The sequence below is a fragment of the Wolbachia endosymbiont (group A) of Gymnosoma rotundatum genome (genome assembly GCF_947250765.1).
Classification (GTDB): Bacteria; Pseudomonadota; Alphaproteobacteria; order Rickettsiales; family Anaplasmataceae; genus Wolbachia; species Wolbachia pipientis.
Window position 1 is genome coordinate 1,328,931 of sequence record NZ_OX366347.1, and the last position, 13,670, is coordinate 1,342,600.

The 13,670-nt window shown below is 35.3% G+C and carries 11 protein-coding genes and 3 pseudogenes; 4 read left to right on the plus strand and 10 right to left on the minus strand.

The genetic code is table 11. The features are described from left to right. Window positions 1–28 precede the first annotated feature (28 nt). The 5 genes and pseudogenes from OOK97_RS06680 to OOK97_RS06700 form a co-directional block, all read right to left on the minus strand. Window positions 29–1,213, minus strand: coding sequence for a helicase RepA family protein (locus tag OOK97_RS06680; protein ID WP_264336614.1), 1,185 nt, complete (start codon window positions 1,211–1,213; stop codon window positions 29–31). Beyond that, a complete protein-coding gene (locus tag OOK97_RS06685) occupies window positions 1,210–1,701 on the minus strand; it encodes a hypothetical protein (RefSeq protein WP_017532026.1) in 492 nt (163 codons plus the stop codon). The genes OOK97_RS06680 and OOK97_RS06685 overlap by 4 nt, the downstream gene beginning before the upstream one ends. A gap of 11 nt (window positions 1,702–1,712) precedes the next feature. Next, window positions 1,713–2,168, minus strand: a pseudogene (locus OOK97_RS06690) (transposase); the annotation flags it as partial. A 104-nt stretch (window positions 2,169–2,272) separates the two neighbouring features. After that, window positions 2,273–3,163: pseudogene (locus OOK97_RS06695) on the minus strand (IS110 family RNA-guided transposase); the annotation flags it as partial. 383 nt (window positions 3,164–3,546) lie between these two features. Further along, window positions 3,547–3,687: a hypothetical protein gene (locus tag OOK97_RS06700; protein ID WP_264705255.1), complete on the minus strand. Its 141-nt coding sequence runs from the start codon at window positions 3,685–3,687 to the stop codon at window positions 3,547–3,549. 191 nt (window positions 3,688–3,878) lie between these two features. Here OOK97_RS06700 and OOK97_RS06705 point away from each other — a divergent pair, with 191 nt between their 5' ends. Together OOK97_RS06705 and OOK97_RS06710 are read left to right on the plus strand one after the other, a co-directional pair. Further along, window positions 3,879–4,610, plus strand: a complete 732-nt coding sequence (locus OOK97_RS06705; protein WP_264705256.1) for a ComF family protein — start codon at window positions 3,879–3,881, stop codon at window positions 4,608–4,610. A gap of 384 nt (window positions 4,611–4,994) precedes the next feature. Next, the gene (locus OOK97_RS06710; RefSeq protein ID WP_253303449.1) at window positions 4,995–5,951 is read left to right on the plus strand and encodes an IS5 family transposase; all 957 of its coding nucleotides are present in this window, start codon (window positions 4,995–4,997) and stop codon (window positions 5,949–5,951) included. 125 nt (window positions 5,952–6,076) lie between these two features. Here the strand turns inward: OOK97_RS06710 and murE are convergent, their stop codons facing one another. From murE to OOK97_RS06735, 5 genes and pseudogenes are all read right to left on the minus strand, one after another. Beyond that, window positions 6,077–7,624: a UDP-N-acetylmuramoyl-L-alanyl-D-glutamate--2,6-diaminopimelate ligase gene (gene murE / locus OOK97_RS06715; protein WP_264705678.1), complete on the minus strand. Its 1,548-nt coding sequence runs from the start codon at window positions 7,622–7,624 to the stop codon at window positions 6,077–6,079. Next, window positions 7,599–8,832: pseudogene (gene metC, locus OOK97_RS06720) on the minus strand (cystathionine beta-lyase). The gene murE and the pseudogene metC overlap by 26 nt, the downstream one beginning before the upstream one ends. A 7-nt stretch (window positions 8,833–8,839) precedes the next feature. Continuing rightward, complete coding sequence (locus OOK97_RS06725; RefSeq protein ID WP_077188332.1) at window positions 8,840–9,124, minus strand: BolA family protein; 285 nt, start codon at window positions 9,122–9,124, stop codon at window positions 8,840–8,842. 70 nt (window positions 9,125–9,194) lie between these two features. Continuing rightward, window positions 9,195–11,117, minus strand: a complete 1,923-nt coding sequence (dnaK, locus tag OOK97_RS06730; protein WP_012673300.1) for a molecular chaperone DnaK — start codon at window positions 11,115–11,117, stop codon at window positions 9,195–9,197. Window positions 11,118–11,203: 86 nt separating this feature from the next. After that, window positions 11,204–12,976 (minus strand): Rne/Rng family ribonuclease, encoded by a 1,773-nt coding sequence (locus OOK97_RS06735; RefSeq protein WP_264705258.1) that lies wholly within the window; start codon window positions 12,974–12,976, stop codon window positions 11,204–11,206. Between the two features lie 149 nt (window positions 12,977–13,125). On the opposite strand from OOK97_RS06735, the gene rpmG reads away from it, so the two are divergent. Both rpmG and OOK97_RS06745 read left to right on the plus strand, forming a co-directional pair. Beyond that, window positions 13,126–13,326 (plus strand): 50S ribosomal protein L33, encoded by a 201-nt coding sequence (gene rpmG, locus OOK97_RS06740; protein ID WP_015589280.1) that lies wholly within the window; start codon window positions 13,126–13,128, stop codon window positions 13,324–13,326. A 73-nt stretch (window positions 13,327–13,399) separates the two neighbouring features. Continuing rightward, entirely contained in the window at window positions 13,400–13,627 is a 228-nt protein-coding gene (locus OOK97_RS06745) for a helix-turn-helix domain-containing protein (protein WP_264339655.1), read from the plus strand. The last annotated feature ends 43 nt before the right edge of the window (window positions 13,628–13,670 follow it).

Here is a 13,670-nt window from a genome sequence, read left to right on the forward strand (position 1 = left end):
CCAATATATTTAAAGTTTAGAAATTTGGTTAAGCTGTGGCTATCCAGCGTCCGTTAACCATGTTTATGAATTTTGTTGGTATTGGTTTGCCGTTTTTAAGTTCGTACATCAATTGCAGAGTATTCCTTTCTGGCCTAAATATCATTACTCCAGATGTATATAAACTTCTTAAAACATTAGCACCACTCAATGCTTGAAATGGATTCTTTTTTAACGTGGTTGTTGACACTTTTTTGGTGTAATGTGTAACTATTACTCCAGCAGCAGGATTAGTTATAGAGCGTAGTTCATCAATACTATTTTGCAGAAAAGAGATCATACTCCTATAATCAAAAACAGAGTCTATTACTATAAGATCAACTGTTTTTACATCGAGATTTTCCGACATAATTTCCTTTATTTTTTCCACATTCAAAGTTAACTGTACTTTTTTAGTAATAACTAAGTTTTCTGTTCCTGCATCAAGGATTTTCTTGCTGATTCTTAGCTTCTGTAAGCGCTCTCTTATGTAATCATATTCCATTTCATTCTGTAGATAGAATATCTTAAGTGGCCTTGCAGGCTTCATATCAAGAAATGATACTCCAGCAGCTAAATGTACCAACATGGAAAGTAGAAAATTACTCTTTCCTATTTTAGGAGCTCCACCTATGACCAAAAGACCACTTGGAGTTAGAATTCTTGGGCCTATTATATCTTTTGGCATTGGTGATTTATCATTTAAGTAATGCTTTGCTGAAAACGATGTAATTTTATGTTCTGTTGTGTTTTCTTTAGTATTTAACCACTTCTTAGCGGAATTTATATCACCTTTAACTAAAGTCCAAAGATCGATAATATCACCACTAATTCCTTTAGTAAAATTACGCCAGTTTCCAGTTTCTTTACCTACTATTTTAACTGTAATCGTATTCCCATCAAAATTGCCAACATAAGTCCTCTCTCGATAAAAATTACCGTTTGGAATTAGGTAAGGTACACACTTCTTAATATTATCAATCAATAATCCTTTTATTTCCTTTCTCTGCATAAAACCCCCATACATACTTTTCATACGTTTAGAGCTGAGATTAGCTAGCTCACAAACAGTTTCAAAAGACTCTGAATCAAACCATTTAATTGCTTCTTTCTTTAGCTCTGGATTTTTTCCTGCTGCATCTTTGATAGCTCTCTCAATTACAGCAATCCAGAGCTTCTCTTCGTCGTACTTCAAAATGGCAACCAATCAACTTCAGATTGTTCTGGAGTAATAACCGTAGCAATCTTGTTCTTTTCTCCATACCGATCAGCTTCAATACCAACTTTTGCAGTAAACTCTAACCCGTTAAAATCAGCTATAGAGTTGATTTTTCTAGCAGTAACCGCTTTCTCTGAAGTGTCATGTGCATGAATATTTCGTGCTGACTCCAAAATGCTTCTAAGCATAGAACGTCCAGATTCTCCCCAAGTATCTTCTCCTTCAACTCTTGCTTTGCCACTTTTAATACCAATTACTTGAAAAATCTTGCGTTTTGCATATGGACCTTCAGTGACAGTAAATTCAACGTTTAAATAGATGCTGCCAGTAGTGTAGCTTTTAGTGAACCAATTTTCATAACCTCCTGGTTTAATTGCCATTTTTACCTTGACTATTGTACCTTTTGGTATTAAATTACTTTGTAATTTTGCAGTATTAAAATCAGTTAAAAAATCTGATAACATATTGTCTCCTCCTAAGAAACTCCCTCAATTAGCTCTTCCTGTTGCACCAAGATATAACCAAAAACCCGTGCCTTTTTGATCAAATTTTTCACGACTCTCTCTTTGTAACGTGTTTCGTAATAGTTCATTCCTTTTTCCACATACTCTTGTCCGTATCTCAACATTTGATAGAAGATACACGCTAATTTCCTTGCTGTAGCAGTAATTGCTTTTGGGGATCCCAGTTGCTTTTTTAATCTTCTATAATATGCACCCAATGCACTCTTACTTTTTCCCACGGCATAAGCAGCCATTCGAAATGCATTCGCAGCACGATTGATAACCTCACGAGTTCTTGTCCTAAATACTTTTTCCCCTGTAATCTTATTAGCAGGACTTAGCCCCAACCATGAAGTAAAATGCTTTTCTGATTGCCATTTACTGTAGTTAATACCAACTTCCGAAATAATAGCTTGTACAGTTATAGCCTTTCTTATAATAGTCCGAATGCGATAAGATATGTGTTTATGGCTATAGCAGGCCAGTAGCATATTACGGTCTGTTCGGATTATTGTAAAAAAAGCTATAGTACATCAAATCCAGGAATTTTAGTAAAATCTATACCGGTTACTCGATACAATTCTTCACGCAAGGCAAAGTTTAGCTTATCTTTTCGATACTTACTTCTTTCCTTGCTTAACTCTCTACTCTCGTCAGATTTTGCTTCAAATGTCTTATAGTGGTTTTCAATATTTTTGTCACACTCTGCTATTTTTTCCTGATAAACATTGTATAGTTCAAATTCCTGCTGTAATGCAAATAAATGTTCCTCTCTGTAGTCACCTGTTAGTGCTTTGGCAATAGCCGATTTATCACTCTTTATTCGCACATCCCTTAATTCAGCTAATTTATTAGGATTTCTTTCACCTTCGATTATAGCCTTAATAATTTGCATTCCAGTGACACCTGTTATATGGCTTATTACTTTATGTAACTGAATATTCATTTGTACTAACGCCTTTTGCATCCTATTAATGTGTGTAGTCGCACTTTCTGTAAGATTTTTACGTTGCCGAACATAACTACGCAATATGCACATTTGATCATCTGGCCTAAACGATCCTTGGATTAACCCATAACTGTGTAGTTGTTGTAGCCATTGGCAATCCTGGACGTCTGATTTTCTCCCAGGTACATTTTTTACATGCCTTGCATTTGCCAGTTTTACTTCGAATCCATACGATTCAAGTACTTGGAACAAAGGAATCCAATATACTCCTGTTGACTCCATAGCTACTGTAGTAACTTTACACTTCTTTAACCACTTTGCTATATTGTGAAGATCTTCTGTGAAGCAGCTAAACTTTTGTACACGTTGTTCATCTCTTTCTTCAGGTATACATACATAATGCACAGATGAACCGATATCTATTCCTGCTGCGTTAGGATTCATTATCTCTAATTTACTTTTTGCTTTTTTCATGGTAGCTCCTATAATTTATAATAACGAAGCGCTTCAGCTTGGGAATGGTTAAGATTATACAATCTCCTAAACGAGGTAGTCATAAAATATGGCTCCATCAATGGTTCGAACGTTCCTCCCAAAACCATGCTATAAAACGGGCACTTATGGCACCAGTGAAACATTCGGTTATAACTGCAAAAGCACCTCCTGTACAATTGTACTTAAAAACTACTAAAACTTAAATTGGAGAGTTTCTTCCTGGTTTGACAGATTTTTCTGTTCGGTGCTATAAATCTGTACGTTACGTTGATAATGTGCTAGGACCTGTGAAAGATGTAATTTGTGGAGTTGAGAGTAAAGACAATTATAACAAGTATTATCAAGATAATGATAAACGTGGGTCACAGGGCAGAGAAAGTGTATTCATTGTGTGCACTTGGTGCTATTTTAGCAGCCAACATAATATTGCAACCTTTATGTTTGATACTATAACTAAAGTGACTTAGGTTTACCGACGATTTGATAAACGACAAATTCGTCATCCCGCTGCTTGTTAGCGGGATCTAGAGATACCGCGGCGGTATGACGTAGGAAAACCTGACTTGCACTAGCTACAGCACTCAGCAGTGGCTCAGTTTGAACTATATTGAAATGAAATAAAAAGTGAAAGAGTGTAAGCTTAAGTTACTTTAGCTATACTATATAAATTATTTTATAATATATTTAATGAGTTGTGAACCTTCTCTTACTAAAAAAAGCTACAAATCTCATATTTTCAAGCGTATGCGTAAGTTGCGAATGTATCATTGATGAAAATCTTAATCTGTGTAGTGAATGCAACAAAAAAATCAATTTTCTAACTAAGCATTACTGCAATGTTTGTGGCGTAGTAATCTCAGACAATATTTATACGTGTGGTAAGTGCATCATCAATCCTCCACCGTTTAAAGTATTAAGATCAGTTTTTGCTTATGATCAACATAGTAGAAACATGATTATAAATTTCAAATTTTTTGATAATTTGAATTACGTAAAAATCTATGCAAAGTGGATACACCAAGCTAATCAGGATACATTTCAGAACGCAGAGATCATAATTCCTATACCGTTACATAAAATGCGCTTGTTTAAACGTAAATATAATCAAGCAGCACTGCTTGCAAAAGAATTGAGTAAGTTGTCCAATTTATCCTATACGCCATTTGCAATAAAACGCCTTCGCCATACTGCGCCTCAAGCTGGTCTTTCACTTAAACAGCGTGAAAAAAATTTAAAGAAGGCTTTTAGTATAAGCAACAAAGAAATTATCGAAAATAAAATCGTGATATTAGTTGACGATGTGGTAACAACCGGAGCAACTGTAAGATCTTGCTCTCAGGAAATTTTAAACTCCGGTGCAAAAGAAGTGAGAGTGCTATCACTTGCAAGAACGGTGAATGATTGGACCTCTTGCATAAAAAATTAGCAGTCAGTATCATCCAAGTAGCTTGACTACTTGGATCTATTTTTTTCTAGATTCCAGCGCCAGCGTCACGCACATAGCTGTACGAACATTGTTTGCCAAGGAGGGTGTCATCCCAGTGCTTGACACTGGGATCCAGGAAAGTTTGCTTGTAAACTGATTTGTTGAGTATGAAAAATAGCTGATCTTATACTAAATTGATAAGGCTGCATAAAAAGCTAAATTCTAGCATCAGCTACTTTCATGACACCAATTCCTGCCATCCACTGGATCTATGCTCTTTTTTTCCTGGATCCCAGTGGGCTTTGTTGCATAGCAACTGAAAAAATCTGGTGGCTACTGACAAAATTCATTATAAAATAGCCATTTAACCTTGAAAGAAAAAATATGCCACAAAAAATGAGGGTCAGTAACCATAGCGAATATAACAAATTTCTAGAAAAAAGAGGAAATATTTTTCATTATATCAACGAAGCCATAGAAAAGTGGTACGAGAATGGTCCAAAAATACCAGGTGGCAACAATATTTATAGCGATAAAGTTGTAATTTTGGTGCACATAATAACTTGTTTATTTAGAATAGGCCTGAGGCAAACAGTTGGGTTTATAGCAGGATACCTTGAGCAAATTGGGAAAAATTTGCAAGTTATCAGCTATTCACAATCATCAAGAAGGTTTAAGAAACTCAATATTAAGATCAATGATTGCAGAATTGATAAAAATAATATGGAAGATATCGAAATTACTATAGACAGTACAGGAATTAGTATATACAACAACACTCCTGGTCATAGCAAAGAAAATAGCGAAGATAGAAAGTATCGCAGCTATGAACAGACAAGAAAATTGCATGTAATGTTGAATACAAACAGCAAAAAAGCCATAGCTGTAAAATACAGTAACGGTGTCTACTCTGATCACTATGGAGCTTGTGATTTGCTAAAAGAAGTCGATTTTCAGTATGTCATAAAAGTACTATATGCAGATAGGGCATATGACAGAGAAAAGCTCTATAAGCTGTGTAATCAATATGGTATAAAAACGAAAATTCCTCCGAAAAACAACGCAGCAGAGCATCCAAAATTGGATTATATGCTTGATAGAAATGCCGCTATTCAGTTAATGAAATTACATGGTGAGAATGGTATAAAAAGATGGAAAGAAGAAGTAAATTACGGAAAAAGATCGTATATTGAAGGATTTTTCTCAAGGTTGAAGCGAATATTTGGGTTTAGTTTTAGGAGCAAATCTGAGATTAATCGTGAGAAGGAACTGCTACTCAAGTGTTATTTGCTTAACAAATTTACTGAAATAGGCATGGCTAAGTTTGAGATAGCTTCATGAATTTATTGTACGTTACCTACTATCCGAAGAGCGATGCAACAAAGCCATCCCAGTGTCAAGCACTGGGATGACATCACTTTTGCTTCAATATTCGCACATTAGCGGAGGTAAGACCATTGCGAAAATCAGTATGTTAAGGCATGATTTTTAATAACCTCAACATCGCTAAATTCAAAAGTTTGGTTGCCTATAATTTGAAATTTCTCATTTCCCTTTCCTGCAACTAGCAGAATCATACCCTCGTTATAGGCAATATCTACGCCTTTCTCTGTAGCTTCTCTCCTACCTCCTATCTCCAGTGCATCAGGGCAATGTAGCAAAATATCGTGGCGAATTTTTGCCGGATCTTCATCACGCGAATTATCATCTGTAATTATTACTTTATCTGCATACATTTGTGCTATTTTGCCCATTTCTGAACGTTTCGTCTGATCGCGATTTCCACCGCATCCAAAAACTAGAATTATTTTTTTGTTGATATGCCATTTTAAAGACAATAGGGCTTGTTTAAGCGCACTTGGAGTATGAGCGTAATCCACGAATGCAAAAGGTTGCACTTTTTCCATTCTTCCTGGTGGAGAAACGAGTTTTTCTACGCATATTTCTCTGTAATTTAATCCAGATATACCAATTGCACATAGCAGATTATATGCTTGAAATTTTCCTAAAACTGGGAAAAATGTATTGTAAATTTGGTTATCAATTTTTACTGTAAGATGTTGACCATTAGGGGTTGATGTTTGCTCTAATAAAGTAATATCAGAGCCTTTTTTTCCATAAGTCACAACTTTATTACTGCGTTTTTCAGCTATTTTAAGCAATGCGCCGTATTCATCTATATCCGCATTTAAAATCGCTGTTTTTCCTTCTGGTAATACTTCGTAAAATAACCTTTTTTTAGTTTCTAAATATCCACCAAGACTTTTATGGTAATCTAAATGATCTTGCGAGAAATTAGTAAAAGCTGCAGCACTCAACTTTAATCCATGGATTCTGTATTGATCAATCCCATGACTTGATGATTCCAACACTAAGTGTTCTACACTTATACCACGCAATGTTGCGTAAAGGTCTTCTGCACCTGGAGTGGTAAGGCTGTTGCTATTACCTTTTCTGCCATTATTGATGCATGTTCCAAGTGTTCCAATAGACGCAGCATTATAGCCAGAGTTTTGCCAGATCTGGCGGCAAAATTCTACTACTGAAGTTTTACCATTTGTACCAGTTACAGCAGCAACATATTTGGGCTGTTTGAATTGATAAAACCTGCTGACTATTTCGCTGTATATTTCTTGAGGGTTTGGGTGTTCAAGCACTGCAAAGCTCGAAGTATCTGTCATTCCAGTGCGTGACACTGGAATCCAGTTTTTATTATACAATTGCCTAGTGTGCTCATTTGCAATTAAATTTTCTGGATCCAAGTAGTCAAGCACTGGGATGACATCTTTCTTGGCCCCTTGTATCACAACGTCTACACAGTTGTGTACGTAACACTGTGATTCAGTAGGAAGGATATGGATTCCAGTATCGCATGTTGCGTATTCTTTACTCCTTTCTGATACACAAACAAAAAGATAACCTTCCTTGACTCTCTTGGGATTACATGTAACGCCCTTGATTTCAATATCAAAGTTAACATCAATAATGTTATGCAGTAATTCTCTCAGTTTCATCTGCCAGCTTTGATATTCAAACATGGCAGTCTTGCTAGTGCAGCATTTAAATCAGAGATCAAATCCTCAGAATCTTCTAGTCCACAAAATATCCGCATGAAACTTCCACCATAATCTGAATTCATTACAGATCTTGACATAGATCTACGATCTATTGGTAATATCAAACTGTCGCACCCTCCCCAAGAAGCACCAATACTAAAAATTTTCATATGATCAACCATGCAGCTTAGTTCTTCACATGAATATTCTCTATCCAGTATTATACTGAATACGCTACTTGCTCCTTTGAAGTAACTTTTCCATAATTCGTGTTGAGAATGGGAGGGAAGTGCTGGATACAAAACTTTTTTGATTTTTGAATGTTTTTCTAGCCACTTTGCCACTTCCATTGCTGTATTTTGGTGCCTTGCCATACGTGCATGCAGTGTTCTTAGTCCCCTATGTGCAAGGTAGCAGTCGTGCGATTGAATGGTTACTCCATAATTTTTATAGCTCTCATAAAGCAATTTAAAAGTTTCACCTTCAGCAACCATAGCTCCCATCACTAAATCTGAGTGACCGGCTAGATACTTTGTCACCGCATATAGTGCAACATCAACTCCATAATCAAGCGGCTTAAATAACAAAGGAGTGGCCCATGAATTGTCACAAACGGTTACAATTCCACGTTCTTTAGCAACTTTTACTATATGCTCTATATTCGAAATCTCAAACGTTACAGAACCAGGAGTCTCGATCATTATCAATGAAGTATTACTCTGAATTAAATCAGTTATATCCTGTGTTGGATCATAAAAAGTTACTTCTGTTCCTCTTTTTGGTAGCTCATTTTCTGCAAACCTCCTAAGCCTATAATAACTATTATCTTGAATTAAAACGTGCGAGCCTGCTTTAGCGAAAGTTAGAATAGCAAAAGTAAGTGCAAATAGTCCGGAAGGATAAATAAGCGCTTGTCCACTCCCTTCAATTTCAGCCAGTGCATTTGAAAGATAATGAACAGTAGGAGTACCAACATTACTGTAGCTATAATCCCTTGCAACACCATCATTGATTACATCGTATATACTTTCTCCATTTGCTGCATTTAAGTAGTCCTTGTAAGTAGGGAATAATATGGTAGAAGAATGATAAACTGGCGGGTTCATGGAACCTTTATAGTCATTAAATTTTCTTCCTGCTTTAACTAATATAGACTCTTCCTTCACATTTTTATTATTTATTTTTTAAATTGTACTCATCTTGCGTATACAAGTGAAGAGAAATTGCATGTATTAGCTCTATCTCACCCTTCAATAACTCATAAATCAACTTGTGTCTTTTTAGAACGCTCATTCCAATAAAGCCGTCAGATATTAATATTAATTTAATGTGCGAAGGTAATGTTGAAGATGAAGCAAAATAATGATCAGCATGCTTTGCTGATTCATCGATAATGTTGATATCAATTACATCTATCGAATCGCGTATCTTTTCTTCTATTGTTTTAATAATATCCATAATGGTTTCTTTAAGCAACAATATGCTCCTCTTGTCATCCCAGTATCAGCTACTTGGATGACAATCGCAATTACTTATTCTCTTCTTTATTATCTATGTCTTGATAATCAGAATCTACTACTTTTTCCTCTTTATCATTTGGATTTCCTTCTGATGAAAAGCCATTTTCAGCACTATTTTGTTGAGATGCTTGATACATAGCTTCTCCAAGTTTCATAGATAATTGAGAAAGATTAGTGACTTTCTGCTGTATTGAATCAGCGTCATCAATGTTATCAGATTTACTAACTTCTTTTAATTCGTTAACTGCATTTTCAATAGCAGATCTATCTTCTGGTGAAACTTTATCACCATACTCTGTCAGAGACTTTTCTGTAGAATGGACTAAGCTATCCGCTTGATTCTTCACTTCAATAAACTTTTTGCGCTTTTCATCTTCTTGCGCTTTTTCTTCAGCTTCTTTTACCATGCGATTTATTTCATCATCAGATAAACCACCTGAAGATTGAATGCGTATTTTTTGCTCTTTTCCAGTAGCTTTATCTTTTGCAGAAACGTGTGCTATTCCATTTGCATCTATATCAAATGTCACTTCAATTTGTGGCCTTCCGCGCGGAGCAGGAGGTATCCCTTCCAAACTAAACTGACCGAGTAGCTTATTATCAACTGCCAGTTTTCTTTCACCCTGATGCACCTTAATTGTAACAGCTGTTTGGTTATCTTCTGCAGTTGAAAACACCTGAGATTTTTTAGTAGGAATTGTAGTATTACGCTCAATAAGTGGAGTGAATACTCCTCCTAGAGTTTCAATACCAAGAGAAAGTGGGGTCACATCAAGTAGTAACACATCTCTTACATCACCTTGAATGATCCCCGCCTGTATTGCAGCTCCAATTGCTACAACTTCATCAGGGTTAACTCCTCTATGTGGATCTTTGCCAAAGAATTCTTTAACTTTCTCTATGACTTTTGGCATACGAGTCATGCCACCAACAAGAACCACTTCGCCAATTTGACTAGCAGATAAACCAGCATCCTCAAGAGCTTTTTTACAAGGAGCCATAGTTCTTTCGATTAAATCATTCACTAAGCTTTCAAGTTTTGCTCTCGTTAATTTCATATTTAAGTGTTTTGGACCACTTGCATCAGCTGTAATAAACGGTAGATTTATTTCCGTTTCCATTGCACTTGATAATTCAATTTTCGCTTTTTCAGCAGCTTCTTTGATTCTTTGCATAGCCATTGGATCATTTTTCAAATCAATGCCATTACTTTTCTTGAATTCATCTAGTAAATAACTCACTACTCCATTATCAAAGTCTTCACCTCCAAGATGGGTATCACCGTTTGTTGCTTTCACTTCGAAAACTCCATCACCTATTTCAAGTATTGAAACGTCAAATGTACCACCACCAAGGTCATATACTACTATTGTGTGCCCATGTTTCTTATCAAGACCATAAGCAAGTGCTGCAGCAGTCGGTTCATTTACTATTCTGAGTACATTTAATCCGGCAATTTTTCCTGCATCTTTTGTTGCTTGACGTTGAGAGTCGTTGAAGTATGCTGGCACTGTTATCACAGCATCTTTTACTTCCTCTCCAAGATAAGCTTCTGCTGCCTCTTTCATGTTTTGTAGTATAAATGCACCAATTTGACTAGGAGAATATTCTTTATTATCAGTTGTTTTAACCCATGCATCACCACTTTTTGCTGCAAATACTTTGTATGGTACACTTAGATTTTTCATCTCAGGATCACTATATTGACGGCCTATTAATCTCTTAGTAGCAAAAAAGGTATTACTTGCATTGGTGGTTGCTTGCCTTTTTGCTGGAGCACCAATCAACCTTTCTCCTGAAGAAGTCAATGCAACTATAGATGGAGTAGTTCTTGCCCCTTCTTTATTTTCTATTACCTTTGTATCCTTGCCCTGCATTATTGCAACACAAGAATTTGTTGTTCCGAGATCTATGCCTATTGCTCTTCCCATAATGAGTACCCCATTGTAAATATTATCTGATATAAGAATATATAAGTATAGGGCTCATTAATTACAAGCCCAATTTAGGTTTCTAATTAGTTATTAGAACTTAAAAGGCGCGAAAGCCACTTAGTCAGCCAAAAATTGCCTCGTAGTTTATTTGAATTATCAGCTTCTTCATTGCTGCTATCCCCAATTTGGTATCCAGAGTTCTGTAATGGCTTATAACCGTTTAAATTAACATCATCTCCTTGTTTTAAAACAAATGTATTTATATCTAAACTGTTATCAATACTAACGTTCAATGTAATATTAAACTCTTTTTCGATTGTAGAAACTGTATTGCGTTTGTTATTAAAAATGTGCGCTATAACTGCACTGTGTGCTACTAAATCAAAAGACTTATTTCGATTCTTGTTAGCAATATATTGTAAATCCCTTAGTATTGATGAAACAATTACTTCGTTTGATTTTACTCTTCCAGTACCTTTGCAGTGTAAACACTCTGTAGTATTAATTTCTTGTATGTTTGGTTTAATTCTTTGTCTTGAAAATACCATTAAACCAAAGTCATTTATGTAGCTAAATTGAACTTTAGCTTTATCATCTTTAAACGCTTGCTTTATAGCAGACTCAACAGCTCTGCAATACTGATATTTCAACATATCAATAAAATCGACTACTATTAATCCTGATAGGCCCCTAAGATTCACCTGTCTTGATATTTCAGGTACTGCTTCCATGTTGGTTCTATAAGCTGTTTCTTCTATGCTATCTTCTCCTGTCATCTTTCCTGAATTCACGTCTATCGAAACAAACGCCTCAGTTAAAGTTATTATCAAAGACCCACCAGATGGCAATTCTACTCTATTGCTATATAACTCAGAAATTTGATCTTCGATTCCGTAGTAAGTAAAGATCGGAGCATAACCTCTATACAATCTATAGCGCAACTTACTACCTTTTAGTGCATTGTTAGCATATTGCCTAACTGCCTCAAAAGCTTCCTTTCCAGACACTATAACTTCTATACCATCGCTACAAAAATCACGAACAGATCTCATAATTACATCTGCTTCATTGTAAATTAATGATGGAACGTTTACAGAGAAGGCATTTTTTTGAATGCTCTGCCATAATGAGGATAAGTAATTGTAATCCTGCTCAATTTCTTTCTTATTTTTTCCTGAACCAACAGTTCTTACTATTAAACCTGACCTTTTTGGCAAGTTTATTGAACTCAGTATCTCCTTTAACTGCTTTCTGACATTAGCATCTTCAATTCTGCGAGACACTCCACCTTTACTCATGGAATTTGGCATGAAAACACAGTATCTACCCACTAAAGTTATGTATGTTGTAAATGAAGCTCCTTTATTGCCTCGTTCCTCTTTAGTTAGCTGAACCAATACTTTTTGATTTACTGAAATAACATCTTGTAATTTGTATTTTTTATATAAAGGTACCTCTCTTACAAAACCACTACCTGACTCGTTGACATTCTTACTAGCTGCAGAATCTGAAGAGACATTTGCTATGGTATCGTTCCCTTTTTCTGTATAATCGTCATTTGAGTAGCTCTCAAAGATAGTTTCCTTTTCTTTTTCTGGAATATTGAAGTAATCTAGAGATATCTCGGAAAAAGACAAAAAACCTTGCTTATTTTTTCCATATTCGATAAATACGGCTTGCAAAGAAGGCTCTATACGCTTTATATAAGCAACGTATATATTACCTCTTAATTGTTTTTTTTCCTTGAATTCTTGTTCAAATTCTACAACCTTATTATTAACTGACAAGGCAACTCTTACCTCATTAGAACAGGTGGAATTTTCTATCAATAATAACCTTTTACCACTATTTACCACTTATTTACCGTTTGCTTTTCATTCTGAAGTTAACTTCATGCTACTTAATGCACTGTTGATTGTCAAGAATTTTACGATCTGCATTATTCGGTTGACTTTTAGTGTTTTGCGTAATAAACTCGCATAGAATTTATTATATCATTATAAGTATGGCGAAAAAAAATGCTTCTTTGCTCGTTAAGTTAGTTAGCACTGCAATCAAGACAACAAAAACTGGTGAAGAAAAATCAACAGGTTATTTTTATGTAAAAAAGCGTAATCCAAAAAAGCTTACCAAAAAACTGGAGTTTAGGAAGTATGACCCAGTAGTCAGAAGGCATGTGTTATTTAAAGAAGAAAAACTAAAGTAATTTTTTTATAAGGGATTTTATTATTATGTAAAATTTACAATTAAGTTATCCTATAATAGTAGAGTTGGGGGATGTGAAAGATACAAAACTGAAATTAATAAAGGTCATTGCACAATTAATAAGTAAGAAGTACACAACACAGAAAAAAGCAGCAAACGCTCTAAAGATTGATCAACCTAAAGTATCTCAAATCAATAGGTCAAAAATCGAAGGGTTCTCCTTAGAATACTTGCTTAACTTATTGATTGTATTGGGCCAAGACATAAACGTAAGAATAAAGCATAATTCTAAACCTGCATAATATGTAAAGGACAAATAAATGCAGAACAATAAAACAGTAAGCT

What these genes read in the sequence shown, in the direction of transcription:
- OOK97_RS06685 (WP_017532026.1), bottom strand. Translation starts at nt 1,701, where the DNA reads ATGTTATCAGATTTTTTAACTGATTTTAATACTGCAAAATTACAAAGT.
- OOK97_RS06700 (WP_264705255.1), bottom strand. Translation starts at nt 3,687, where the DNA reads ATGACGAATTTGTCGTTTATCAAATCGTCGGTAAACCTAAGTCACTTT.
- OOK97_RS06710 (WP_253303449.1), top strand. Translation starts at nt 4,995, where the DNA reads ATGCCACAAAAAATGAGGGTCAGTAACCATAGCGAATATAACAAATTT.
- murE (WP_264705678.1), bottom strand. Translation starts at nt 7,624, where the DNA reads ATGAAACTGAGAGAATTACTGCATAACATTATTGATGTTAACTTTGAT.
- OOK97_RS06725 (WP_077188332.1), bottom strand. Translation starts at nt 9,124, where the DNA reads ATGGATATTATTAAAACAATAGAAGAAAAGATACGCGATTCGATAGAT.
- dnaK (WP_012673300.1), bottom strand. Translation starts at nt 11,117, where the DNA reads ATGGGAAGAGCAATAGGCATAGATCTCGGAACAACAAATTCTTGTGTT.
- rpmG (WP_015589280.1), top strand. Translation starts at nt 13,126, where the DNA reads ATGGCGAAAAAAAATGCTTCTTTGCTCGTTAAGTTAGTTAGCACTGCA.